The following is a 22371-nucleotide window of genomic DNA, read 5'->3' as shown; positions in this document are numbered from 1 at the left end:
CCCGTCATACAAGCGATGGACACGATGGGGATATGGGACGAGGCCGGGGTTCCTCCCTATCCATAGGTGCTGCCGCGTGCGCCCGCCGATGCGCCGCCCGGTCGCGCTCGCGCGCGAGAATCTGCCACGGCCTCGCCACTGTCAACCCCACCCGGCGTGAGATGCGCGGAAGTAGCCCCGATACCCAGATGCGGGTGGGACACGGTAAGGTCCATCCCAGATGCCTCACCGGGTGCTCCCGGCACGAGGGTGCTACAAATACTGGGGAAGCTAAGGGAAGGGACCGGCAATGTCAGCGACGAAGCTCGTGATCGTGGAGTCTCCTGCGAAGGCAGCCACCATCGAGGGGTACCTGGGGCCCGACTACCACGTGACCGCGTCGATCGGCCACATCCGCGACCTCCCGCAGCCGTCCGAGCTGCCCAAGGACATGAAGAAGGGGCCCTTTGGCCGCTTCGCAGTCAACGTGGATGACGGCTTCACCCCCTACTACGTGGTGAACCCGGATAAAAAAAAGAAGGTCACCGAACTCAAAAAGCTCCTCAAGGAGTCCGACGTACTCTTCCTGGCAACTGATGAGGACCGCGAGGGTGAGGCCATCGCGTGGCACCTCCTGCAGGTTCTCAAGCCCAAGGTTCCCGTGCGCCGCATGGTCTTCCATGAGATCACGAAGGAAGCCATCCAGCGCGCGCTGGACAACACGCGCGACCTGGACACCGCCCTGGTGGACGCACAGGAGACCCGCCGCATCCTCGACCGCCTCTACGGCTACGAGGTCTCGCCCCTCCTGTGGCGCAAGATCCGCCCGTCCCTGTCCGCCGGCCGCGTGCAGTCGGTGGCCACGCGCCTCGTGGTCGCCCGGGAGCGCGACCGCATGGCGCACGTGAGCGCCCAGTACTGGTCGATCGACACGGCTTTCACGTGTGCGGGCCAGGCCTTCGGCGCGCGCGTCTCATCCGTGGACGGCCACTCGATCGCGACCGGCTCCGACTTTTCCGAGAAGGGCGAGCTGAACGCGAAGGCTCTCAAGGGCGGCGTCCTCCACCTGGACGAGGCCACGGCCCGCGCCTACGCCCAGGCCCTGTCCGATTCCCCGGCCTCGGTCATCGATTCGGTGACCCGCAAGCCCTACCGTCGCCGCCCGGCCGCCCCCTTCACGACGTCGACCCTCCAGCAGGAGGCGTCGCGCAAGCTGCACTGGAACGCGTCCTCGACGATGCGCACCGCCCAGTCCCTGTACGAGTCCGGTTACATCACCTACATGCGCACCGACTCCACTGCCCTGTCCAGCCAGGCGATTCACGCCGCCCGCGAGCAGGCCACCCAGCTCTACGGGGCCGAGGCCGTGGCCGAGTCCCCGCGCACCTACGGCACCGCGTCGAAGGGCGCGCAGGAGGCACACGAGGCGATCCGTCCCGCCGGCGACCACTTCCGCACGCCGGGCGAGGTGGCTGGTTCCCTCTCCAAGCAGCAGCTGGCCCTGTACGACCTGATCTGGAAGCGCACGGTCGCCTCGCAGATGGCCGATGCGCTTGGCTACACGGCGACGATCCGCGTGCTCACCGGCATCGAGGTCGACGGCGCGCGCCACGACGTGCTGTCCTCGGCCTCGGGCACGGTCATCACCTCCCCGGGCTTCCGCCTGGCCTACCAGGAGGGCCGCGACCAGGGGCGCTACGACGCGGAAAAGAACGACGCGGAGAAGACCCTGCCGGACGTCGCCGAGGGTGATCCTGCGACGCTGACCGAGGCCACCCCCGACGGCCACGAGACCCAGCCCCCGGGTCGCTACACGGAAGCGACGCTGGTCAAGACCATGGAGGAGCTCGGTATTGGCCGTCCCTCCACCTACGCGGCCACCATCCAGACGATCGGGGATCGCGGATACGTGACGCACCGCGGTCAGTACCTGGTGCCCACCTGGCTGGCTTTCTCCGTGACGCGCCTGCTCGAGGAGAACCTGGCGAACCTGGTCGACTACGATTTCACGGCCTCCATGGAGGGAGACCTGGACCGTATCGCCGCGGGCGAGGAAAACGGCACGGAGTTCCTGACCGGCTTCTTCTTCGGTCCCGACGGCACGGGCGAGAGCGGCGGCCTGCGCCACGACGTTGCCTCCCTGGGCGACGACATCGACGCGCGCGCCGTCAACTCGATCGACCTGGGTCGCGGCGTGACGCTGCGCGTGGGCCGCTACGGCCCCTACATGGAAAAGGAAGACGGCACTCGCGCGAACGTCCCGCCGGAGGTCGCTCCCGACGAGCTGACGGACGAGCTGGTGGACCAGCTCTTTGCCCGCGCCGCCGACGACGGCCGCGAGCTGGGCGTCGACCCCGCGACCGGTCACACGATCATCGTCAAGGACGGGCGCTACGGCCCCTACGTCACCGAGGTTCTGCCCGAGGTGGCCGAGGACGAGGGTGCGAAGAAGGCGAAGAAGGCTGCCGACAAGCCCCGTACCGCCTCGCTGTTCAAGACGATGGACATCTCCACCGTCACCCTCGAGGACGCCCTGTCGCTGCTCTCCCTGCCGCGCGAGGTGGGCACCGACCCGGCCTCGGGTGACGTCATCACCGCGCAGAACGGTCGCTACGGCCCCTACCTGAAGAAGGGTACGGATTCGCGCACGCTGTCCTCCGAGGATCAGCTGCTGACCATCACCCTGGACGAGGCACTGGCCATCTACGCTCAGCCCAAGACCCGCGGGCGCGGCACCGCCCGTCCTCCGCTGCGCGAGTTCGGTGAGGACCCGATCTCCGGCAAGAAGGTCACCGTCAAGGACGGTCGCTTCGGCCCCTACGTCACCGACGGCGAGACCAACGTGACTGTGCCGCGCGCCGAAACGGTCGAGGACCTGACGGCCGAGCGCGCCTACGAGCTGCTGGCCGACAAACGCGCCAAGGGGCCCGCCCCCAAGCGCACGCGCAAGGCGGCCGCGAAGAAGCCCGCGGCTAAGAAGGCGACCGCCAAGAAGGCCCCCGCGAAAAAGACGGCCACCAAGAAGGCCACGACGAAGAAGGACAGCTGATGGCAGCGCGAGGAGTGTTCATCACCTTCGAGGGCGGCGACGGCTCGGGTAAATCCACGCAGATCCAGTCGGTGCGCGACTGGTTCGAGAGCCGGGGCCGCGAGGTCATCGTCACCCGCGAGCCGGGCGGCACCGAGCTGGGCACGGAGATCCGACGCCTCGTGCAAAACGGTCCCGAGGACGTGGACGCGCGCACGGAGGCTCTCCTGTACGCCGCCGACCGCGCCTACCACGTCGCAACGGTTATCGCTCCCGCCCTCGAGCGCGGCGCGGTCGTGCTGGGGGACCGCTACATCGACTCCTCCCTGGCCTATCAGGGCGCGGCCCGCTCCCTCGGCGTTGACGAGATCGCGTCTCTGTCCGCCTGGGCGACCCGCGGCCTCTACCCCTCCCTGACCTTCCTCCTGGACCTGCCTCCAGAGGTTGGTTTGCACCGTCATACCGATGCGCCGGACCGTATGGAGCGCGAGTCCATGGACTTCCACGAGCGCGTGCGCCACGAGTACCTGCGCCTCGCGGACGCCGAGCCCGACCGCATCGTCGTTATCGATGCGGTGGGCACGATCGACGAGGTGTTCTCCGAGATCCGCGGCGTCCTCGTCGAACGCTTCGAGGGGGGTTCCGTCACGATCGACGAGGCCGACGACGCCCCCCTGTCCGCACAGGAGGCCCCGGCCTCGTCCGAGCGTCCCGCATCCCTCGAGGCCGCAGACAAGCCGCGCGAGAAGAGCGCGGACAAGGGCTCGTCCCGTAAGCCCGCCACCATGGTGGGAGCCCTGGGTGAATCCCAGGGTGCGCTCTGGGATGAATGATGAGCGTCTGGTCCTCGCTCGTCGGACAGGACGCGGCGGTCGCCAAGCTTGACGAGGCCGCGTCCAGCGCCCGCGCCATCGTCGCCTCCCGCGGCGCTTCCCGCGCCTCCGACGCGGCGCGTTCGATGAGCCACGCATGGCTGATTACCGGCCCGCCCGGGTCGGGTCGCTCCGTCGCCGCCCGGGCCTTCGCCGCCGCCCTGCAGTGCACGGGCGAGACCGTGGGGTGCGGGACGTGCCCCGGATGCCGCACGACGATGGGGCGCACGAACGCCGACGTCGTCTTCGCGGCCACCGAAACCTCGATCATCAACGTGGAGACCGCGCGTTCTCTCGTCCTCCAGGCCCAGTCCTCGCCCTCCCAGGGGCTGTGGCGCGTCATCGTCGTCGAAGACGCGGATCGCCTCGGCGAGTCCGGCGCGAACGCCCTGCTCAAGGCGATCGAGGAGCCGCCCGAGCACACCGTGTGGCTGCTGTGCGCCCCCAGTCCCGAGGACATGATCGCCACTATTCGCTCGCGTTGCCGCCACCTCGGCCTGCGTATTCCCACCGCCAGCGCCGTCGCTGACCTGCTCGTGCGCGAGGGGGGCACCACCCCCGAGGTCGCCCTCGAGGCCGCGCGCGCCGCCCAGTCACACATCGGACTGGCTCGGGCTCTTGCCAGGGACCCGCAGATGCGCGCCCGCCGCCGCGAGATCATCACCGCGCCCGCCTCCGTGCGCAGCGTCGGCGAGGCTGTCATGGCGGCAGACCGCCTCCTTGAGACCGCCAGAGCTCAGGCGGACGCGCAGGTCAGCGAACGTAACGCCCGCGAGAAGGCGGAGCTGCTGCGCCAGCTTGGTATGGATGAGGGCGAGAGCGCCACCAAGGCCTCGCGCACGATGATCCGCCAGCTCGAGGAAGACCAGAAGCGCCGCTCCAAGCGTGCCCTCACCGACGCGATCGACCGCGCCCTCATCGACCTGCTCGCGATCTACCGCGACGTGCTCATGATCCAGGTGGGCGGGGACGGAGAGCTCATCAACACGGACCTGACCGACCTGGTACACCAGATCGCGCAGGATTCCACGCCCCGCCAGACACTCGCGCGAGTCGACCACATCGAGACCGCGCGCAAACGCCTCGTGTCGAATGGAAACCCCCTGCTGGTCCTGGAGGACATGGCGATTTCGTTGCGCCCCCAGGTGTGAAAACTGACCCGGCGTTTCTCCGTTACAATCGGGGCCATGAAGACTCGCTCCATCGCGGCCGGCGCCGTCGCTATCCTCGCCGTCGTCGCGATCGTCCTGACCGTCATCGGCTATTACGGAACCCAGCGCAAGGGGCCGGTGCCCGCGACCACGGCCAGCTCCACGGCCGCGCCGATCCCCGTCCAGTCGGGCTCCATCCAGTCCTACTACGAGCAGGAGATCGCCTGGGGCGCGTGCGCGGAGGGGACCTTCGATTCCTTCCAGGGCGTCAACTCCTCCGACGCGAGTGAGTATCAGTGCGCGTTCCTCAAGGCGCCGCTCGACTGGTCGAACCCTGACGGCGACCAGATCACGCTCGCCCTCGCTATCCATCGCTCCGGCGTGGAGGGGGCACCCGCCCTCTTCGTCAACCCCGGTGGCCCCGGCGGCGCGGTCGTCTCCGCCCTGCCGTACTACGCGGCGCAGGGAATCGGCGAGGCGGTTGTCAAGGCCTACGACATCGTCGCCCTCGATCCGCGAGGCGTGGGCGACTCGACCCCCGTCTTCTGCATGACCGACGCGGAGAAGGATGAACGTAACGCCGGCGAAGAAGAGGGCACGGCCGACGAGTCTCCCCAGTCGGCGGTCGCCGAAGCGCAGGAGGATTCACGCACCGTCGCGGCGGGATGCCGCGAACACTCCGGCAGCCTGTTCGAGTACATCGACACCGTCAGCGCCGCCCGCGACTTTGACATGGTGCGTGCCGTCCTCGGGCAGGAGACCCTGAACCTGCTCGGCTACTCCTACGGCACCTTTCTCGGTGCCATTTACGCCGGTCTCTTCCCTGAACGTGTCGGCCGCTTTGTGCTCGACGGTGCCCTCGACCCGACCCTGAGCGTCAACGAGGTCTCGGCCCTCCAGATGCGTGGCCTGGACGCCTCGCTCCAGCACTGGATTTCCGACTGCGCGACCCAGACCTCGTGCCCGATGGGGCGCAGCCTCGAAGAAGGAATTCAGACCGTGCGCTCGTTCCTGGACTCTCTCGAGGACAGTCCGATGCGTACGAATGACCCTGCGCGCCCCCTCACCGAAAGCCTGGCAGTCACCGCGCTGACCGGTGCCATGTACAACACCCAGTGGTGGGAGCAGCTCACCCAGGCGTTCGGCGCGGCGTGGCAGAAGGGCGACGGCAGCGGCCTGCTCTCGATTGCCGACACCCTCAACTCGCGTAACCCCGATGGCACCTACCAGGACAACTCCACGGACGCGATCAACGCGATCAACAACCTGGACTACTCGCCCGAAGGAAACATCGACCAGTGGGCCGCCGAGGTTGCGACCCTCAAGAGCGAGCTGCCGATCCTCGGCAAGTACGTCGGCTACCCGTCGGCCGCCCTCGAGGCCTGGCCGACGAAGCACGCCAAGCGCTCTCGCATCACCGCTCAGGGTGCCGCCCCCATCGTCGTCATCGGCACCACCCACGATCCGGCGACGCCCTATTCCATGGCGCAGGGCCTCTCCGGGCAGCTCGCCAGCGGCATCCTCGTCTCCGTCGAGGGCTGGAACCACACCGCCTACCGTCGCGGTGCCAGCCAGTGTGTCGTTCGTGCCGTCGAGGACTACTTCGTGAAGGGAAGTGTGCCCGCGGACGGCCTCATGTGCCAGTAGGGACGTGACTGACGACATCCCCCTGTTGGGTCTCTTGGTTTGCGTTCGGCGCGTTCCTTCCAGTACAGTTGTGCCGTTGCCTGCACGCCCCGGAAACGGTGGAACGGCAGGCGCGGCCGCCTTAGCTCAGTCGGCAGAGCGATTCACTCGTAATGAATAGGTCGTGGGTTCGATTCCCACAGGCGGCTCCATAAGAACGTCACTTTGGATACAAAAAATCCCGGCCCAGCCGGGACGTGTCCAGGGTGGCGTTTTCGCTGTTCCTGGTTGTTGTTCGGGGTCTGGGGTCTGATTGCAGAGCATGGTGAGGCTCACCTGACGGCAACCGGTCAGTGGGGATGAGTGGCCTTCCAGAGGATTGCTCGGATAATGGAGATCCAAAGCGTCAAAACGTACTGCCCTGCGTCAAAAGAGCGGTGAAGACACCATCTTCGATGTGAAGTGTGTTAGGGCCTCCTAGTGTCACTTCTAATCCGGGTTAATCGAGCGAAATGGGTATGAAAAGTTGTCGATTGGAGGATATTTAATCTCCTGAAGAACTAAGAGCACAACCTATATTATGTGACGTCTCTTCCGAATACTGATAAAACAAATGCGTGACGATCGGCTGAACACCAAATCGGACCTCTATCGCCAGCAGGTTTGATTACCTCGGCAGAATAAACGTTTGGGTGAGAAAGCAGTTCTTCCTTCCATTCCTGATCAGAGCCACGATAATCCATCAAATTCACGAAATCGATACGACTACTTGAAGCGATCGGCTCGATTGGAAGGAACTGGCGTTCTAGGATAGCGAATGCGAGCCGCTCGAAAGCATCATGCCCAGTCGTAAACCTCATTAGATCAGCAATTCTGTCGCCACCCACGCGACCATGGGACTCTACAATTTTCGGGGTATCTACATCGAAAATGATTTCAGTGTGACTCAATCCAAAACTAAAGTGAATTGCGTCCAGTAAGCTCGTGGTCGCCTCTATAAGACGAATTCTTGTAGCCTCATCAATGTCAGCAGGTTGAATTTGTCCGACCTCAACGACTTCAGACTCTCCACCAAGCACCTTTTGAGTCACCGCCAACGGCTGATGCTGACCGTCAATTGTCATAACCTCGACAGAATACTCACTCCCAGAAAACAATTCTTCTGCTAAAGCCGGAAAGCTAAAACGTGCCAAGTTTTTCATGATGTCGTCCTCAGATAGCAGGCGAAAGACGCCGAGCGATCCAGATCCGTCAAAAGGCTTGACAACAAGTCCACCACGCACCTTCCTGAGAGCATCCTTGATCTCATCAACACTATAGACCACGCGGAAATAGCCCGAGTACTGAGGAAGCGAACTAGAAAGTAAACTCCTGAGCAATGGCTTGTTCTTCAGAACAAAGAGGGTTGATAAAGAAGTGAACGTGGTCTTGTCTACGCCGAGAAGTTCATTGACGACACTGGCAACGAGGCTGGAAAGGTCACCCAAGCCAATACAAATCGAATTCGTTCCATTTACGTTTGGGTCACGATGGCAGATAGCGTCTACAAGTTCAAAAGGGTCTCCGATGTTTGATACAACTATGGAGTCGCATTTTTCATGAAACGCCTCCTGGGTAAAACGGGGTGATTCAAGAATCTGGGTAACCCGGTATCCAAGTTCCATGAAAGCTGATATCACTTCTATTCGCGGTTGAATAATATATGCGTGAAGCATTTGATTACCTCCTGTAGGTGAATCGCTTAAGTATGACAATGAGACAAATGGCTATAGCAGTTACAGGCATGCCGAAAAATGCGGTTGCAGATGGCGATTCAATAGTTTCTATTGCTAATCCGCCTATTGAAGAGCCACCGATCGAGAAAATTCCTGTAATTGTGTCCTGTAGTCCATAGGCCCGAGTAAGGCCTAAACCGGCTGGTGCAACTTTCGCTGTTTGGGAATCTAAAGTGGGGCTAACCAACAGTTCGGCAATGGAGAACCCGATACAGAATAGAGCTAGCATGAAAACTGACGAGGGAATGAAAAGTGCGGCGAAACTAGCAAGAAACACAGAAAATCCGAGTAGTAAAATGGTACTATCTTTGACGGATTTAAGGGCTACAACGACCAATGGATATTGTAGGGTGAGCACGATGACTGCATTTGCCATGTATACTAAGTTTGAAGCTTCCTCATAACCCAAGGCTTGTGTAGATATGAGTGGAACAATAATTGCCCATTGTGAATATATTGCCCAATAAGCAGAGGCTATGAGAGTTATGTAGATATAACTCGAATATTTGTTCAGGTTTACCTCGTAGTGACTGTCGGCAAAAGAAGTAGACTCCGGTGGTGAAAAATAAGTGAGAGTTAGAATCGTTCCAAGAATGGCGTAAGTGCCAATTGATATATAGAGAATGATATGGAAGCTAAAAATGTGGTAGAGTGCAGCTCCAAGCGCTGGGCCTACAATCGCACCTGAGTTGATCGCCATTGAGCGCATCGTTATGAGCTTTCTTTCGGCAGATTGGCGTAGCAACTCTGTCTTAATACCCAAAGCGGAGGCTGATGAACCTATTGAGGCCAGCGCTGATAATATGATATATGAGTATATATGTGACTCAAAAGCAAATACCGAAATGCCGATAATCCTGACGAAGATACCGGAACATACGGTTAGCTTAGAACCAAATCTGTTGTTCGCGCTTCCTATGATGAAAGAGCAAACTCTTCCGGTGCCTGATAATGCTCCTAAAATTAATCCAATCTCACCAATACTGGCCCCAACGTCTAATAGGCGAAAGACCAGTAGAGGATAAATCATAAAGGTAGAGATTCCGCTAATAGTTATTGCCACTAGCAGAATGTAAGACGTGACTTTTGGCCCTTTCTTAAACATGCGTATTTCCGCCTGTTGAGATTTGCACTGATATTGACCTCGAAGCGCTAATCGCTCTATCTTGCGCGATCGCAGCGGTTTCGCCGGTCGCCATGAGGTTGCCGATGCGAGACCGATACGTTCCAACCTCGACGATACGATCACCGATCTCACGAGAAGGTACCCACGTGGGCGCTCCGGGATTGTGCATCAGTTGATCGATGCCGTGAATTGATGCGATGGTTCCGGTGCTTGTAGCGTAAACGCTGACATGAGAGTATCCACCCCGTATTTCTCGATTAATGATCTCGCACGGTGGGACGTCTAGTGCCTGATGAACTGCCATGGCGTACGGATTGAAGTTCGTTGTCGCCAGGATACCGGGTGTGATCAGTGCTCCTGCCATTCGCGCATTGATTTCAACCAGCCGAAAACCATTAGACGTCTCGATGAATTCGATGTGTGCCAAACCAAGAGTGTAATCTAAAGTGCGAAGAAGCTGAAAGGCCCATTCTCTAACTTTTGTCTCCCATTGGGAATTTGCTGCCCATGGAAATGATTTGACTCGCTCAGTGAAGTATGGCGGGTCAGATAAGATCCGATTGGTGATGCCAAAGAAGATCTCGTGGTGGGAATCTCGCCATACTTCCGCAGAATAAGCTGGTCCGAAGTAGAAATCTTGAACAACGAAGTCATCTCTTTTGTAGCCAGAGATGTTGACAATCTTGGTTACTTCATCTTCAGACTGTGCGAAGTAGACGCCGATTTTACCCGTACCGTTTCGTAGTTTCATGACCTTTGGCCATGAATTTGAGCGTCTGGCGAATCCATGTGCAATGAGCGCGGATTCAACAGCTTCTTTGTCCCTAAAGAACTCAAGCTTCGCTGTGTCACCAAACTGGAGGAAGCCGAATTTATCGCGAATTTTTGATGCAATGACACCCCACGTGTCGGTGACGCTGAAAACCTGGGCGATTGACGCACGGTTCTTTTCAATATAGGTGGCCAATTCGTCGTGATTCCTGGTGGGGAAAGTGACCATCTCTGCTTCGGTATCACCGTAGTATGCAGCATCCTCAGCTAAAACTCGAAGGTGATATCCATGCTTGTCTGCAGCAGCAGCCATTTCGTCAACTTCGGACATGGCTTCAATTGCTAAGAGAATTTTCTCAACCATTGGTATCATCTTTCTTATGCGTAGATGTGGACCTTGGAGTAAAAGAAGCGGCTTTCCACTACATTGTACAGCATGGCGGAGCTAGTTGGTTGAGCGTTGTGATCTACTGAGATCCATGAATTGTTAGGCTGTCAATCTGCTTTCCAACGAGGATATGAGCGTTCCTATAGCCCACGCCAGGGCAAACAAAGAGGGTCAGGTTTCTGGAATCGGACTCGGATAGGTATTGGCCAACAGTATATGTAGCTCCTGCGGCCGAATTGTTGAAGAGTCGAAGTCGACAGTTACCTTTGAAACATATTGTTTGCACGGCATAGTTACGATTGTAATGTGAATAGCTTGATGAGATGTCAGGTAAGGACCTTGCTCTAGCTCCCCTATGGTGCCGCGTTGTGTGCCTTTGATAATGTACCTCCTATGTGATGAAAGAAGGGCGCTATCGATGATGCGTGGGTGCACATCCATAGATAGCGTATGGAAATTTTGAGTCGTTGCGGCCGGTGGTTGGTTCATAGGGCCCTCTTCAAATAGAGAGAAGTGAAACTATTCTGTGAAGGATGTCTTGAAGTGCATAGGTTGTCAAACCTGTGACGAGCTCAGTATCAAATTGAGGTGAGGTACCCCGACCGACACCTCATTGTTGGGTGTCAGGCAATATCAGGCACGAATAAACCCGCCGCCCGGCCGGAACTTTGAACGGGGCTGGGCCTGACCCGGCTTTTAGGGAGGCGAGATGCGCGTCCCACCAGGGATATGGCGTGGGCCGTGGGCAAAACAGGCGGCTTCCAGTGATCCTCATGGGTCACTGGGGGCCGCCCGCCGCGTTCACTCTGGTACGGGTGTTTGTTTCAGCCTGTCCGGCTTTGGCGGCGCATCTACTTTGCGACTGCCCGCACGCCCACGGTGATCTCCAAGCGTCGCAGAGTGCGGTGGATGTCAGGGGTACCATAGGTGCCGCGCGACACCTCATACTCCCAGGCTGTTGTCCCATCGAGATGCCGGCGCGCCACCGCCCGCTGGCCCCGCCGGTTTGCTCGGCTATTCCACGCCCACTAGCCCGCGCGGGTGATTCCAAAGATAATGGCCATCAGGTAAAGAATGTCACCTAGCCAGTCGCCTGTGGTCAGAGGTGCCTGAGCAGGCGGAGGAAAGGGGTTGGGGGTGTGTCGGCCCGCGCATCACATCCGGTCACGGGTGCTTGAGCGAACTTATGAGGCTACTATGGCCTCGAAGAATTTTGGTAAGGCGAACCTGGCCTGGAAATAGAACACGTCAATGACGTAAAAACGCCGAATTCTGGGGAATATTCCCTGTTCCGTGACGATAGTGAAACATCTGACCAAAGGGTGGATAGCGCTAGAAATGTCGGGACTAAAGGACCAAGATGGATGTGTCTGACGGGCATGGCCCCACAAGGGCAAGCCCCGTACCTCATACACATGGACAGGAGAAACAACATGACCGTTGAGTCCACCGGTTTCAAGGCTTCCGACGTTCTCGCAGGCAACCTGCAGAAGGTTCTCACCGATGTGACCGCGCTGTCTCTCGTGGGAAAGCAGCTGCACTGGAACATCACCGGCGAGGGCTTCCGCTCGCTGCACCTCTACCTCGACGAGGTCGTGGGCATCGCCCGCGAGGCCTCCGACGAGGTCGCCGAGCGCATGCGCGCCCTCCAGGTCGTCCCCAATGGCCTGCCCGAGGTCGTCGCCCAGCGCAACACCCTGCCGACCGTCCCCGAGACGATCATCAAGACCGATGACGCCGAGGAACTCGCCCTCGCCGCCATCAACGCGGCTGTCAGCACCATGCGTCAGGTTCACGAGAAGGTCGACGCCGAGGACTCCGCCTCCGCAGACATCCTCAACGACTACATCCGCCGCCTCGAGCAGCAGGCGTGGTTCATCCGTTCGCAGAACGGCCAGGCCTGAGCCTGACGCCTCCGTCAGGAGGCAGCGAGTCGAGTTACTTCGCGTGACTACTACTGGGGTGCCCCGCCTGTCACAGGCGGGGCACCTTCGTGTCCGTGCCCGCGCGGGAGGTGACACCGAGTCAGCGACACAGGCGAGCGTGAACACTAGGCTGGAGGAGTGACGAACTCCCAGGACGCAGCAGCCACCACTTCACCGTCGATCCATGCGCAGCACGGAGAGGCTCAGCCTGCCCTTGTTCTGGTCAACCTGGGGACGCCGACCGCCCCCGAACCCGGCCCGGTGCGCACTTTCCTGCGCGAATTCCTCTCCGACCGGCGCGTCATCGAGATGAGCCCGCTCCTGTGGAAGCCCGTCCTCGAGGGCATCATCTTGCGAGTGCGACCGCGCGAGGTTGCCGGCAAATACCGCAGTATCTGGCTGGAGGAGGGCTCGCCGCTCATGCACTACACGCGCGAGCAGGCCCGACTGCTGGACGAGCGCCTGGAGGGCGTGCGCGTCGAGGTCGCGATGCGCTACGGCCAGCCCTCGATCGGCTCGGTCCTGGACCGTCTGCACGCGAAGGGCGTGCGCCGCGTGGCGATCCTGCCCGCATACCCGCAGTACGCGGCCTCGACGGTGACGGCGATCAACGATGCCGTCGCTCAGTGGATTGGACGAAACCGCGACGGTTTTGAGCTGCGCCTGCACCGCTCCTTCCCGGCGGCTCCCGCCTACATTGACGCCCTCGCGACCGCTCTCGAGAAGCACTGGGAGCGCGTGGGTCGCCCGAACTTCCTGACGGGCGACCGGGTCGTGGTGTCCTTCCATTCGATCCCGGTCGCCATGGACAAGGCCGGGGACCCCTATCGATCCGAGTGTCGCCGCACGGTCGCGGCCCTCGAGTCGCGCTTGGGACTGGCGATGGGCACCCTGACGGCCACCTTCCAGTCCGTGTTTGGCCCTGCGCAGTGGTTGGGCCCGCAGACGATCGAGGAGGTCGAGCGCCTCGGCGCTGAGCATTGCCCGCGCGTGGACGTCATCTGTCCGGGCTTCATGGCGGATTGCCTGGAGACGCTCGAAGAGATCGACCAGCTGAACCGTGAGACCTTTATCGAGGCCGGGGGTGGCGACTTCCATTACGTGCCGTGGGGCAATGACTCCGAAGGTGCGGTCGCGTCCTTGGAGGAACAGGCGCGCATCGCCCTCGCCGGCTGGGTGTAGGCGCGCACGTGGGTCCGATGGGTAGAGCCCGAGCCTTCTAGGTGGTGGTACTACGGGTGGTGGCCTCGGCCCCTTCATGCGCACGCTAACCCGATAGGTGGCACCGTGGGCGCAGCGCCCACACTCCTACCATTGGGGTTTAGCCGCGCATTGAGGGGTTCGCGCCACCAGTTATCGGTTTCAGTGGCCGGGCCGCAGTCAGCTGCCCGCCGAGGGCTGTCACAATTGACCGTTCGGCGAAATCCTTCGGCGTGGGGGGGCCTGGCCTTCTAGCGTGGACGCATGAGCACGCCTGACTGTACGAGCCTCGCCACGCTGGCTATCCACACCGAGTTCGATCCTGATCCGGTGACGGGAGACGTGGTGCCTCCGATCCATGTCGCCTCGACTTTCGTGCAGGACCGCCCCGGCGAGCTACGTGACGGCTACGAGTACGGGCGCTGCGGCAACCCGACGACCAACGCGTTTGCCGGCGCGCTCGCGGCCATGGAGGGCGCGACGCGCGGCTTTGCGTTCCCGTCGGGCATGAGCGCCGAGGATACGGTGATCCGACTGCTGGCGCGCCCCGGCGACCACGTCGTGCACTCGACCGACGTGTACGGGGGTACTCACAAGCTCTTGAGCGTCATCAAGCCGGCCGAAGGCATCACCTCCGAGGCCGTGGACCTGACCGACCTGGCCGAAGCCGAGCGCGTGATTCGGCGCCAGCGCCCCCAGATTGTGTGGGTCGAGACGCCCTCGAACCCGTTCCTGCTGGTCACGGACATCGCGGCGATCGCCGCCCTCACGCATGAGGTAGGCGGCTTGCTGATCGTCGACAACACCTTCGCGACGCCCGTCCTGCAGCGTCCCCTCGAGCTGGGCGCCGATGTCGTCGTGCACTCGACGACCAAGTACGTGGGCGGCCATTCCGACGTGGTCGGCGGCGCCTTCGTCCTGCGCGACGGCCTGGAGCTTCCCTGTCACGTCGAGCCTTTCTTCGGCGAGCGAGCCGCCGCCGCCGAGGCCGTGAAGCTCCAGATGGCACTCGGTCACGTGCCCTCCCCGCGCGACACCTACCTGGCGCACCGAGGACTCAAGACGCTGGCCCTGCGGGTGGAGCGTCACTGCGAAAACGCGCAGAAGGTCGCCGAGTTCCTGGCCAGCCACCACAAGGTGAGCGCGGTCCACTATCCGGGGCTGGCCTCAGACCCGGGATATGAGCTGGCGAAGCGCCAGAACCCGGCGGGCGTAGGCGGTGTGCTCTCCTTCCAGGTCGCCTCAGAGGAGGCGGCGATAGAGCTGACGACTCGCACGAGCCTATTCGCGCTCGCTGCGTCCCTGGGTGCGCCGGAGTCCCTCATCGAGCACCCGGCGATCATGACCCATTCGACGCGGGTGGGTGGCGTGGGCGGCGTGCCGGGTACGCTGCTGCGCCTCGCGGTGGGCCTGGAGGATGCAAACGACCTGATCAAGGACCTGGAGCAGGCGCTCGCGCAGATCTGACGTCAGCCCTGCCGGATCCCGGGATGGGCAGGTGCGAGGCCGGTGTGCCCAGGTGGTTACTCGCGGGCGTTGCGGCCCAGTGAAGGCCGGCGGCTCAGCCAGGCGGTAGCAGCGGTTGCGCCACCGACGGCGAGCGCGGCGGGAACGAGGATCGTGGGGCCCTGCGCGGTGAACTCAATGACCAGGATGAGGCCGGTAAAAGGAGCGTTCATGGATGCGCCCAGGAACGCGGCTGCGCCGAGGAACGCGAAGGCCGCGATCTGAGAACCCGGCCACGCGGTGGCCCACGGCAGGCCAATGAGGGCACCGAGGCCCGCGCCGAGAGCGACGGCGGGGGTCAGGACGCCGCCCCAGCCTCCCGCGCGGATCGTGAGGAGCGTCGTGGCGGTCTTCGCGAGGAGCACCGCCAGGGCGAACGCGAGCCCGGCGCCGCCAGCCCACGTTGCGTCGAATTGCGTCTGTGCGCTGGCCTGCCCGTTGCCGACGACGGAGGGTACCCACACGGACGTCACGCCAACGAGGAGGGAAGCGATGGGGAGCGCCACGAGCAAGCGCCAGTCGCGCGGACGGTCGGCGCTGGTGGCCGCCACGGCCTTCTTGAATGCCCACCCGGCAGCGCCGAACAGAGGTCCGGCGATCGCGGCGAAGACGGTCAGGGACAGGGACGGTGTAAGGGGCGGAACTGCGTAGAAGGCCTCCGGCCTCGTGAATCCCGTGGACATGAGAACGGCGATGCCCGAGGTAAGAATAGCGGGGGCGACGGCGCGCCCCGAGCGGGAGACGAGGAGGATCTCGAGCGCGTAGATCGCGCCAGACAGGGGGATCGAGTAGACAGCGGCCAGGCCCGCGCCCGCCGCGCTGGCGACGATGATGCGGCGATCGTCGGGGGTGAGGCCGAGGCGGTCGGCGACGGCGGCACTGAAGGCGGCGGCCATCTCTCGCGGTGCGACCTCGCGTCCGAGGGACGCCCCCAGGCCCACGATGAGGATCTGGGTGAGGGCGTGCCAGGTGGTGCGCAGGGGAGGCATGGTGGTGCCGTCAACCGCGGCCGACACGGAGGTGATGGCCTTGTTGCGTCGGAAGAGCAGGAACCAGGACAGGGCACCGATCAGTCCGCCGAGGGTGAGAACGGCAATGCGTCGGGTGGGGGAGGTGGCGCTCGCCGCCTCGAGCAGCGTGCCCGCGTGCATGTCCCAGGCGAGCGCTTGGATCCAGTGGAGGACGTGCTTACATGCCAGGCCGACGAGGCCGGCGATGACCCCAGTGAAAAGTGTTGCTGCTGTGAGGCGGCGCGTGCTCACTGGCATGGCTTGTTGGAATCGAGGCGTTCGCTCACCCGCGTGAATAGTCCGGTGAGCATGTCGATTTCCTCGGGCGAGATGTCGTCGAGAAAGAGACGGCGAATGACGTCGCGCTGAACGATCGCGGCCTCGTCGAAGAGACGCTTGCCCTCCGCGGTGAGGAAAACAAGGCCTCCGCGGCCATCGCCCTCGCACGGACGTCGCTCAATGAGGCCACGGGATTCGAGGCGCTTCATCGTGTGGGTGAGTCGCGAGCGCGAGAAGACAACCTGGTGGGCCAGGCGGGACGGGCGAACGCCTTCCTCGCCGGCGCGGTCGGTCATAAGTAGCACGGAGTATTCGGGCATCGACAGGCCGGCCTGGCACTTGAGGGCAACTTCGATGCGTTCGGTGAGGCGCGCCGTCGTCGTGAAGTAGAGCTCCCAGGCCGCCGCTCGGGAGTGGTGTGCTCGGCTCACTGGTTCTCCTCGGATGGTGCTGCGTCTCGGTGAGGCCGCGTTGGCCTCCGGGTGTCTACGAGTATAACTTTCAATTACTCCGACCAATAAATCGGTGAAGCGTAACTCACGTTCCTTTTCAAACTAACTGTTGACAACATCTCTTAAATGTGAGTTACCCTAATTGTAGTGAATTGAGCAGTTTATTAATTCCGACTCCCATTTCCGTGAAAGGAACGACATCATGAAGAAGACGAAGAAGATTGTGGAAGTCGTCGATGATTTCGACGGCACCCCCGCCGACCAGACCGTCCGTTTTGCGTTCAATGGCGCGTCCTACGAAATTGATCTGAACCGCGCCCATTTCGAAGAATTCGCGGAAGCGATCCAACCGTACATTAAGGCTGGCCGTAAGACGGGTTCGACCCGACGCCGCGGCAACGCCGGTAACCCCGCCCAGCGCCTCGAGACTGCGAAGATTCGCGCGTGGGCAAAGGAAGAAGGATACGAGCTGTCTGAGCGTGGGCGTATTCCTGCCTCGATTGTTGAGGACTACCGCAAGGCTCAGGCCTGAGATTAGCCATACAAATTGTGGGCACGCGAGTCGCGTGCCCACAATTTGTATGTATGCATTGAGGGGTGGCACGCATCATGCGCGCCACCCCTCAACTGCTAGAAGTGTTAGTCCTTGGTGACTGTGTTATTCGCGCCGGAATCGTTTCCGGTCTGCGGGGCGTTTCCGTTGTCATACTGAATCGTATTGTTCGAGCCCGTGAAGGATACCTTGCCGACAGAGTCGACGGCGATGGCGTTGTTCGAGCCGTTGACTGTGATCTCGGTGACGTTGTCGCCCTCGATGTGGTTGTTCGAGCCGTTGACCACGACGGTCGTGGTGCCCTCGGGGATGTCGACGTGCGAGTCGGACACCTCAATGGTGTAGGTCTTGTCCTGGGACTTGTTGGAGTGGTCGTGGCCCGAGTGGTCCGCGCCCTCGGAGGAGGATGCAGCGGGGGCGGAGGAGTCGCCACCGGACACGGTGGCGTTCTGAGAACAGCCGGTGAGGGCCAGGGCGGCGACGGCGAGGGCGGCCGCTGCGGGAAGGAGTGATTTCAGGGACATGGTGTCTCTCTTTCGTTGACTGGTTGTCGGTAAGTGCTAGTCGGGGTACTAGAAGGTGGGGATGAAGATCTCGACGCGGCGGTTCAGTGCGCGCCCCGAGGGGTTGTCCGAGCCGTCGGCGTTCTCGTTGGGGGCAATCGGCTTCGACTCGCCGTAACCGGTCGCATCCAGGGTGGAGCTCACGCCGTCCTTCGTCAGCTCGGCCATCACGGCATCCGCGCGCTCCTGGGAGAGCTGCAGGTTGAAGGCATCGTCCGAGATGGAGTCGGTGTGTCCGTAGATGTGGGCCGCGGGAACCTTGTTTCCGGAGAGCACGGTTGCAAGGGACTCGATGGTCCGGGCGGCCTCGGGGCGGATGTCAGACTTGCCGAAGTCGAAGAGGATGCTGTCCTCCAGAGTGATGACGGTGCCGCAGGATTCCACGGGCTTGAGGTTGGTGATGGGTGGGAACTTGCTGAGCTTGCCGAGCTTCGCGACCTCCGGCGCGTCCTTGACGTCCTTTCCGTTAACGGTCGCGGTCCCGTCACCGTTGTTCACGATCGACAACTCCTCGTCCGTGTAGCTGCCGGTGCCGTCGCCGTTGTTGATGATCGTGACGGAGCCCTTGGTGTACAGGCCGGAGCCGGTGTTCTCGATGGTGATCATTTCCATCTGTGTGGAATTGGAGTAGCTACCGCCACCCTGGCCGTCCAGGATGATGCTCGTGGTGGTGGTGGAGTAGGTGCCGGAACCGTCGGCCTTCACGACGAGGGACACCATCGTGTCCCCGTTGGAGTAGGTACCCGAGCCGTCGGCACCGTAGATGATCGAGATTGGGCCCTCGGTGATGGCGCCGCCGCCCTGACCGTCATTGACGACAGTGCCGTTGTCGGAGGAGGAGACGACCGAACCGTCACCGCCGAAGACGGTCGTGCCGGACACGAGGGAGGAGCCGTCGCACTTGGCGGGCGAGACGGTCACGCCGGGGACCGTGTTGAGGCTCCTGGATGCGGAATCGACGACGGCCTTGTCGGCGTTGGAGGCGAAGACCTCAATGGAAGGGGCGGCAAACAGCGGGATCGGTGGGATTTCACCGGGGCGGTAACCGGGCACGGTCGGAGCGGGCGGGGCTGTGGTCGACTGTGCGGGGGTCGGAGTAGCGGCCTCAGCGGTGGGCGCGGCGGCGGGAGTCGGGGGTTTCACGAAGCCACAGGCGCCCAGGGTGAGTGCAGCCATGGCGACGAGGGCGGAGGTCGTCACTGAGCGTTGCGTGATGTTCATGATCTTAACCTTACGGGAAGCAAAAAGAGGCGCACATTGTTCCGGTAATCATGTGAAACCCTGGAATGCCTAGGATCTCAGGGGGGTGTCGGGTAGTCTCAGGGGTCAATCAGGGGAGGCCCTGGGGGTCTGGTTGTTGGGTTGCGGCTGCTGGCCTGCGCGGGGTCGTCGTATGGTGTTGGTGGCCGCGCACGCTCCCCCGGGGGTGGTGATCGTGCGGGTGGGGTTAGAAGGCGGGGATGAAGATTTCGACGCGGCGGTTTAGGGCGCGCCCGGCGGGGTTGTCGCTTCCGTCGGGGTTTTCGTTGGGGGCGATGGGTTTGGTTTCGCCGTAGCCGGTGGCGTCCAGGGTTGCGCTCGCGCCGTCCTTTTTCAGTTCGGCGGACACGGCGTTAGCGCGGTCTTCGGAGAGTTGTTGGTTGAAGGCTTCGTCGGAGACGGAGTCGGTGTGTCCGTAGATGTGGGCGGCGGGGACTTTGGCGTCGTTGAGGACGGTGGCGAGCTTGGACAGGGTGTGGGCCGCGTCGGGTCGGATGTCGGACTTACCGAAATCGAAGAGCACACCGTCCTCAAGAGTAATCACGGTGCCGCAGGACTCCACCGGCTTCAAAGACTCCACCGGCGGGAACTTCCCGAGCGCAGGGAGCGGCTCAACCTTGGGGGCGTCCGTGATCCTCACGCCGTTCACCAATGCCGTCCCGTCACCATAGTTGATGATCGACAATGTTCCATCGCTATAGCTGCCCGATCCATCTCTATTGTTATAGATCAATGTTTTCCCGACCGAGTAGTTGCCCGAGCCGTCACCGTTGTTGACGATACTCTCGTCGGTCTCGGAGTTGGAGTAGTTGCCGTAGCCGCGGCTGTCAATGAAGACGCTGACCGGCCCGGCGGAGTATGTTCCCCCACCGTCCGAAAGGATAAACAGGGACACATGGGTGTCGGAGTTGACGTAGGACCCGCTGCCGTCACCGCCGTAGGTGATGGTGATAGGGCCTTCGACGATCGAGCCTGCGCCGTTGCCATTGTTGATGATGACCCCGTTTCCTGTCGAGGTTGATGCTGAGCCGTCGCCGCCGAAGACCGTGCTGCCCGAAATGAGGGCGTTGCCGTCGCACTTGGCGGGGGAGACCGTGATGCCCGGGACGGACTGGAGGGATGAGGAGGCGGTCTGGATGACGGCCTTGTCCGCGTTGGAGGCGAACACGTCCATGGAAGGGACGGAGAACAGGGGGACCGGTGGGATCTCGCCCGGGCGATACCCCGGCACTGTCGGCACGGTGTCTGTCGTTGTCGGGGAGGGGGTGGGACTTGACGTAGCTGCGCTTTGTGAGGCCGCTGGATCCTGGGGCTTGGAAGCCGCGCAGGCGCCCAGGGCGAGGGTGGTCGCGGCGGCGAGTGTGATAACTGTCAGGGTGGAGCGCGCGGTGTTCATGCCCTCACCCTAAGGGAAAACAGTCCACCTGGATAGTGGTTCGGTAAATGTGTAAAGGTGTTGCATTCTCTGCGCTTGCCGCCCTTGGGGGTGCGAGCCATGGCGTAGGGCTGAGCACCTGGGCGAGGAGTCTCGCCCAGGCGCTCAGCTTTGGATCGATGTGCGGGTGTGGGGTTAGAAGGCGGGGATGAAGATTTCGACGCGGCGGTTTAGGGCGCGCCCGGCGGGGTTGTCGCTTCCGTCGGGGTTTTCGTTGGGTGCGATGGGTTTGGTTTCGCCGTAGCCGGTGGCGTCCAGGGTTGCGCTCGCGCCGTCCTTTTTCAGTTCGGCGGACACGGCGTTAGCGCGGTCTTCGGAGAGTTGTTGGTTGAAGGCTTCGTCGGAGACGGAGTCGGTGTGTCCGTAGATGTGGGCGGCGGGGACTTTGGCGTCGTTGAGGACGGTGGCGAGCTTGGACAGGGTGTGGGCCGCGTCGGGTCGGATGTCGGACTTACCGAAGTCGAAGAGGATGCTGTCCTCCAGGGTGATGACGGTGCCGCAGGACTCCACCGGCTTCAAAGACTCCACCGGCGGGAACTTCCCGAGCGCAGGGAGCGGCTCAACCTTGGGGGCGTCTGTAATCCTCACGCCATTCACGAATGCCGTTCCGTCACCATTGTTGTTAATTTTGAGATTCTCGCTGATGTACAAGCCGGACCCATCACCGTTGTTGATGATTGAAGTGCTCGTTGTCTTGTAGTTGCCCGAGCCGTCACCCTTGATGTAAATCGTTTCATCGGTCTCAGAGTTGTCATAGAAGCCGCCTCCGTTGTCGTTCAGGGAAATACTAAGAGTTCTGGATCTGTAGGAACCGGTTCCATCCGAGTTGACGACGAGGTACATGTAGGTATCGGAGTCGTCGACGTAGGTTCCGCTGCCGTCACCGCCATAGTTGATGCTGACAGTTCCTTCGGTGATGGCGCCGCCGCCCTGACCGTCGTTGACGACAGTGCCGTTGTCGGAGGAGGAGACGACCGAACCGTCACCGCCGAAGATGGTCGTGCCGGACACGAGGGAGGAGCCGTCACACTTGGCGGGGGAGACTATGATGCCCGGGACGGACTGGAGGGATGAGGAGGCGGTCTGGATGACGGCCTTGTCCGCGTTGGAGGCGAACACGTCGATAGCGGGAACCGAGAAGAGTGGGACCGGTGGGATCTCGCCCGGGCGATACCCCGGCACTGTCGGCACGGTGTCTGTCGTTGTCGGGGAGGGGGTGGGACTTGACGTAGCTGCGCTTTGTGAGGCCGCTGGATCCTGGGGCTTGGAAGCCGCGCAGGCGCCCAGGGCGAGGGTGGTCGCGGCGGCGAGTGTGATAACTGTCAGGGTGGAGCGCGCGGTGTTCATGCCCTCACCCTAAGGGAAAACAGTCCACCTGGATAGTGGTTCGGTAAATGTGTAAAAGTGCTGCTGTCTTCTGGGCTCGGCGCGGTGAGACGTAGGGGTCATGGCATACGGCTGAGCGCCTGGGC

Annotated in this window: 17 protein-coding genes and 1 tRNA gene; 9 read left to right on the top strand and 9 right to left on the bottom strand. The window is 61.9% G+C overall.

What is annotated here, in order from left to right; translation table 11 throughout:
• Nucleotides 1-289 precede the first annotated feature (289 nt).
• From topA to RDV55_RS03775, 5 genes are all read left to right on the top strand, one after another.
• Nucleotides 290-3028 carry a type I DNA topoisomerase gene (gene topA, locus RDV55_RS03795; protein WP_111824441.1) on the top strand — a complete coding sequence of 913 codons (2739 nt, stop codon included), beginning with the start codon at nucleotides 290-292 and terminating at the stop codon, nucleotides 3026-3028.
• Nucleotides 3028-3840 carry a dTMP kinase gene (gene tmk / locus RDV55_RS03790; protein ID WP_111824442.1) on the top strand — a complete coding sequence of 271 codons (813 nt, stop codon included), beginning with the start codon at nucleotides 3028-3030 and terminating at the stop codon, nucleotides 3838-3840. The genes topA and tmk overlap by 1 nt, the downstream gene beginning before the upstream one ends.
• Nucleotides 3837-5030, top strand: coding sequence for a DNA polymerase III subunit delta' (locus RDV55_RS03785; protein ID WP_111824443.1), 1194 nt, complete (start codon nucleotides 3837-3839; stop codon nucleotides 5028-5030). Before tmk ends, RDV55_RS03785 begins: the two co-directional genes overlap by 4 nt.
• A gap of 36 nt (nucleotides 5031-5066) precedes the next feature.
• A complete protein-coding gene (locus RDV55_RS03780; protein ID WP_111824444.1) occupies nucleotides 5067-6677 on the top strand; it encodes an alpha/beta hydrolase in 1611 nt (536 codons plus the stop codon).
• Between the two features lie 115 nt (nucleotides 6678-6792).
• Nucleotides 6793-6868, top strand: a tRNA-Thr gene (locus RDV55_RS03775).
• A 366-nt stretch (nucleotides 6869-7234) separates the two neighbouring features.
• Here the strand turns inward: RDV55_RS03775 and RDV55_RS03770 are convergent.
• Genes RDV55_RS03770 through RDV55_RS03760 form a run of 3 tightly spaced genes read right to left on the bottom strand, consistent with a single transcriptional unit; the run spans nucleotide 7235 to nucleotide 10692 of the window.
• Nucleotides 7235-8371 carry an ATP-grasp domain-containing protein gene (locus tag RDV55_RS03770; RefSeq protein WP_111824445.1) on the bottom strand — a complete coding sequence of 379 codons (1137 nt, stop codon included), beginning with the start codon at nucleotides 8369-8371 and terminating at the stop codon, nucleotides 7235-7237.
• Between the two features lie 4 nt (nucleotides 8372-8375).
• Nucleotides 8376-9494 carry an MFS transporter gene (locus RDV55_RS03765; protein WP_165835870.1) on the bottom strand — a complete coding sequence of 373 codons (1119 nt, stop codon included), beginning with the start codon at nucleotides 9492-9494 and terminating at the stop codon, nucleotides 8376-8378.
• 34 nt (nucleotides 9495-9528) lie between these two features.
• Nucleotides 9529-10692, bottom strand: coding sequence for an ATP-grasp domain-containing protein (locus RDV55_RS03760; protein WP_309187996.1), 1164 nt, complete (start codon nucleotides 10690-10692; stop codon nucleotides 9529-9531).
• Nucleotides 10693-12149: 1457 nt separating this feature from the next.
• Here RDV55_RS03760 and RDV55_RS03755 point away from each other — a divergent pair.
• The 3 genes from RDV55_RS03755 to RDV55_RS03745 all read left to right on the top strand — a co-directional run bounded on the left by RDV55_RS03755 (nucleotide 12150) and on the right by RDV55_RS03745 (nucleotide 15308).
• Entirely contained in the window at nucleotides 12150-12620 is a 471-nt protein-coding gene (locus RDV55_RS03755) for a Dps family protein (RefSeq protein WP_111824097.1), read from the top strand.
• 159 nt (nucleotides 12621-12779) lie between these two features.
• Complete coding sequence (gene hemH / locus RDV55_RS03750) at nucleotides 12780-13823, top strand: ferrochelatase (RefSeq protein ID WP_111824096.1); 1044 nt, start codon at nucleotides 12780-12782, stop codon at nucleotides 13821-13823.
• Nucleotides 13824-14105: 282 nt separating this feature from the next.
• Entirely contained in the window at nucleotides 14106-15308 is a 1203-nt protein-coding gene (locus RDV55_RS03745) for a trans-sulfuration enzyme family protein (RefSeq protein ID WP_111824095.1), read from the top strand.
• A gap of 56 nt (nucleotides 15309-15364) precedes the next feature.
• On the opposite strand, the gene RDV55_RS03740 is transcribed toward RDV55_RS03745, so the two are convergent.
• Both RDV55_RS03740 and RDV55_RS03735 read right to left on the bottom strand, forming a co-directional pair.
• Nucleotides 15365-16615 carry a chloride channel protein gene (locus tag RDV55_RS03740; protein ID WP_111824094.1) on the bottom strand — a complete coding sequence of 417 codons (1251 nt, stop codon included), beginning with the start codon at nucleotides 16613-16615 and terminating at the stop codon, nucleotides 15365-15367.
• Nucleotides 16606-17067, bottom strand: coding sequence for a MarR family winged helix-turn-helix transcriptional regulator (locus tag RDV55_RS03735; RefSeq protein WP_111824093.1), 462 nt, complete (start codon nucleotides 17065-17067; stop codon nucleotides 16606-16608). Before RDV55_RS03735 ends, RDV55_RS03740 begins: the two co-directional genes overlap by 10 nt.
• Before the next feature lie 223 nt (nucleotides 17068-17290).
• Here RDV55_RS03735 and RDV55_RS03730 point away from each other — a divergent pair, with 223 nt between their 5' ends.
• The gene (locus RDV55_RS03730) at nucleotides 17291-17620 is read left to right on the top strand and encodes a histone-like nucleoid-structuring protein Lsr2 (RefSeq protein WP_111824092.1); all 330 of its coding nucleotides are present in this window, start codon (nucleotides 17291-17293) and stop codon (nucleotides 17618-17620) included.
• A 107-nt stretch (nucleotides 17621-17727) separates the two neighbouring features.
• Here RDV55_RS03730 and RDV55_RS03725 read toward each other — a convergent pair whose 3' ends face one another.
• The 4 genes from RDV55_RS03725 to RDV55_RS03710 form a co-directional block, all read right to left on the bottom strand.
• The gene (locus RDV55_RS03725) at nucleotides 17728-18165 is read right to left on the bottom strand and encodes a DUF3060 domain-containing protein (RefSeq protein ID WP_111824091.1); all 438 of its coding nucleotides are present in this window, start codon (nucleotides 18163-18165) and stop codon (nucleotides 17728-17730) included.
• 48 nt (nucleotides 18166-18213) lie between these two features.
• Nucleotides 18214-19425, bottom strand: a complete 1212-nt coding sequence (locus RDV55_RS03720; protein ID WP_111824090.1) for an OmpA family protein — start codon at nucleotides 19423-19425, stop codon at nucleotides 18214-18216.
• Between the two features lie 226 nt (nucleotides 19426-19651).
• Entirely contained in the window at nucleotides 19652-20860 is a 1209-nt protein-coding gene (locus RDV55_RS03715) for an OmpA family protein (RefSeq protein ID WP_111824089.1), read from the bottom strand.
• A 174-nt stretch (nucleotides 20861-21034) separates the two neighbouring features.
• Nucleotides 21035-22246 carry an OmpA family protein gene (locus RDV55_RS03710; RefSeq protein ID WP_111824088.1) on the bottom strand — a complete coding sequence of 404 codons (1212 nt, stop codon included), beginning with the start codon at nucleotides 22244-22246 and terminating at the stop codon, nucleotides 21035-21037.
• Between the last annotated feature and the right edge of the window lie 125 nt (nucleotides 22247-22371).

It is taken from the genome of Schaalia odontolytica, from assembly GCF_031191545.1.
Classification (GTDB): Bacteria; Actinomycetota; Actinomycetes; order Actinomycetales; family Actinomycetaceae; genus Pauljensenia; species Pauljensenia odontolytica.
The sequence above is the reverse complement of the archived record's forward strand: the minus strand, read 5'-3'. Positions and strand labels throughout refer to the sequence as shown.

Excerpts from the sequence above, each read along its gene's own strand:
- RDV55_RS03720 (WP_111824090.1), bottom strand. The coding sequence starts at position 19,425 with ATGAACATCACGCAACGCTCAGTGACGACCTCCGCCCTCGTCGCCATG.
- RDV55_RS03725 (WP_111824091.1), bottom strand. The coding sequence starts at position 18,165 with ATGTCCCTGAAATCACTCCTTCCCGCAGCGGCCGCCCTCGCCGTCGCC.
- topA (WP_111824441.1), top strand. The coding sequence starts at position 290 with ATGTCAGCGACGAAGCTCGTGATCGTGGAGTCTCCTGCGAAGGCAGCC.
- RDV55_RS03745 (WP_111824095.1), top strand. The coding sequence starts at position 14,106 with ATGAGCACGCCTGACTGTACGAGCCTCGCCACGCTGGCTATCCACACC.
- RDV55_RS03715 (WP_111824089.1), bottom strand. The coding sequence starts at position 20,860 with ATGAACACCGCGCGCTCCACCCTGACAGTTATCACACTCGCCGCCGCG.
- RDV55_RS03785 (WP_111824443.1), top strand. The coding sequence starts at position 3,837 with ATGATGAGCGTCTGGTCCTCGCTCGTCGGACAGGACGCGGCGGTCGCC.
- RDV55_RS03760 (WP_309187996.1), bottom strand. The coding sequence starts at position 10,692 with ATGGTTGAGAAAATTCTCTTAGCAATTGAAGCCATGTCCGAAGTTGAC.
- RDV55_RS03780 (WP_111824444.1), top strand. The coding sequence starts at position 5,067 with ATGAAGACTCGCTCCATCGCGGCCGGCGCCGTCGCTATCCTCGCCGTC.
- RDV55_RS03710 (WP_111824088.1), bottom strand. The coding sequence starts at position 22,246 with ATGAACACCGCGCGCTCCACCCTGACAGTTATCACACTCGCCGCCGCG.
- RDV55_RS03770 (WP_111824445.1), bottom strand. The coding sequence starts at position 8,371 with ATGCTTCACGCATATATTATTCAACCGCGAATAGAAGTGATATCAGCT.
- RDV55_RS03730 (WP_111824092.1), top strand. The coding sequence starts at position 17,291 with ATGAAGAAGACGAAGAAGATTGTGGAAGTCGTCGATGATTTCGACGGC.
- RDV55_RS03755 (WP_111824097.1), top strand. The coding sequence starts at position 12,150 with ATGACCGTTGAGTCCACCGGTTTCAAGGCTTCCGACGTTCTCGCAGGC.
- tmk (WP_111824442.1), top strand. The coding sequence starts at position 3,028 with ATGGCAGCGCGAGGAGTGTTCATCACCTTCGAGGGCGGCGACGGCTCG.
- RDV55_RS03740 (WP_111824094.1), bottom strand. The coding sequence starts at position 16,615 with ATGCCAGTGAGCACGCGCCGCCTCACAGCAGCAACACTTTTCACTGGG.